Consider the following 1,954-nt stretch of genomic DNA (forward strand, 5'->3'; position numbering starts at 1 on the left):
CTGATGATACTTGGTGGGTAACTGCCTGGGAAAGTAGGACGTCGCCATGTTGAAAAACAGCTGATATAAATATCAGCTGTTTTTTTAATAAAATCATATTGACAATTACTGTAACCGGACAGTTCCCCCACATTTATCGGCGGAGGGGACTAAACATCAAATGCATAAATATCATAAATGTATATATTTGTAGAAAAAGCCCTTGACAAAATTACCAATACCAAATAATATGTTTGTTGCATTCCTCTGCGATGCCCTAACTCTATATATATCAATTTGTATATTTATTTACCAATTTTATATTTATTTAAGATTATTCTTGACAATAAAAAAAAACTTTAATAAAATATAATTAAATAAAATTGACAGTTTATATAAACTTACTTACAATTAATATTTTACTTTTTATTTAGGCGTACTTACATCAGGGTAATCGACTTACTTACCTAATATTACTTCTTAGCAAATGCATAAATTAAAGGTCGAGCATGTCGTCAGCATAAAAAATCGTTATCAAATAATATAATGGTGGTGATGTTTTTGAGCAGTTCATCTATTAATGTTTATTCAGAAATAGGAAGATTAAAGAAGGTTTTGCTGCATAGACCAGGCAGAGAGTTAGAGAATTTAATGCCCGAATATCTTGAAAGGTTACTTTTTGATGATATTCCTTACTTGAAAATAGCGCAGGAGGAGCATGACTTTTTTGCTGATATTTTCAGGGCAATGAATATAGAAACTGTATATTTGGAAGATTTAGTTGCAGATTCATTGATAAACGAAGATATTAAGAATCAATTTATCGACGAATATATAGAAGAATCAGATATTAAAGAACGCAGAAAGTCGAGAATGTTAAAGGAATTTTTTTTATCATTTAAAAGCAACAAGGAAATGGTCGTTAAAATGATGGAAGGTATACGAAAATCAGAAATTAACGATTACAGAGGACCAAGATTAGTTGACTATTTAAGTAACCAATATCCTTTCATAATTGATCCTATGCCTAATTTATATTTTACCAGAGATCCTTTTGCAGCAGTGGGTGAAGGTGTTACTATTCATAAAATGTTTACAGTAACAAGAAACAGAGAAACTCTGTTTGCAAAATACATTTTTAATTGTAATCCAACATATAAAGAAACCAAATTGTTTTATGACAGATGTGAAAAATATTCCCTTGAAGGGGGAGATATTTTAGTATTAAGCAGTGAAGTTATTGCAGTCGGCATATCCCAAAGAACTAATCCTAACGCTATAGAAAAATTTGCAAACTTGCTGCTTACAGAAGATGTTACCTTTAAGAAAGTATTGGCTATTGACATACCTAAGACGAGAGCATTTATGCACTTAGATACCGTATTTACTATGGTTGACTATGACAAATTCACAATTCATCCAAACATAAAATCAGATATAAACGTATATGTTCTTCAAAGAGACAGTGAAGGAAAAATTAATATAACAGAAGAAAAAGGCACCTTAGAAGATATTTTGAAAAAGGAGCTTCATTTAGATAACGTAAAATTAATTAAATGCGGAGGCAACAGTATTATAGATGCTGCAAGAGAACAATGGAATGATGGTTCAAATACATTGTGTATTGCTCCCGGAGAAGTCATTGTATATTCAAGAAACTATGTAACAAATGAAATTTTACAACAAGAAGGCATTAAGGTTCACACTATGCCAAGCTCTGAGTTATCAAGGGGCAGAGGTGGACCAAGGTGTATGAGCATGCCTTTAATAAGAGAAAATTTATAACATTATTTTAATATTTATAAATTTTTTATTGCATGTGCGCTAATTGTATGTTAACATAACTAATTATACAATAAAGCTAATATTTAAACATATTGCAATTATTTTATGTAATTTATATTTGATTTGGAGGTAATTATGGCAGTAAATTTAAAAGGAAGAAGTTTTTTAACATTAATGGAATTTACGACAG

1 protein-coding gene is annotated in these 1,954 nt (G+C 30.2%); it reads left to right on the top strand.

Going from position 1 to position 1,954, the window contains the following annotated elements; genetic code table 11:
* Positions 1-540 precede the first annotated feature (540 nt).
* Positions 541-1,764: an arginine deiminase gene (gene arcA, locus RT412_RS17120; protein ID WP_313347177.1), complete on the top strand. Its 1,224-nt coding sequence runs from the start codon at positions 541-543 to the stop codon at positions 1,762-1,764.
* Positions 1,765-1,954: the final 190 nt, after the last annotated feature.

It is taken from the genome of Sedimentibacter sp. (assembly GCF_032080165.1).
Classification (GTDB): Bacteria; Bacillota; Clostridia; order Tissierellales; family Sedimentibacteraceae; genus Sedimentibacter.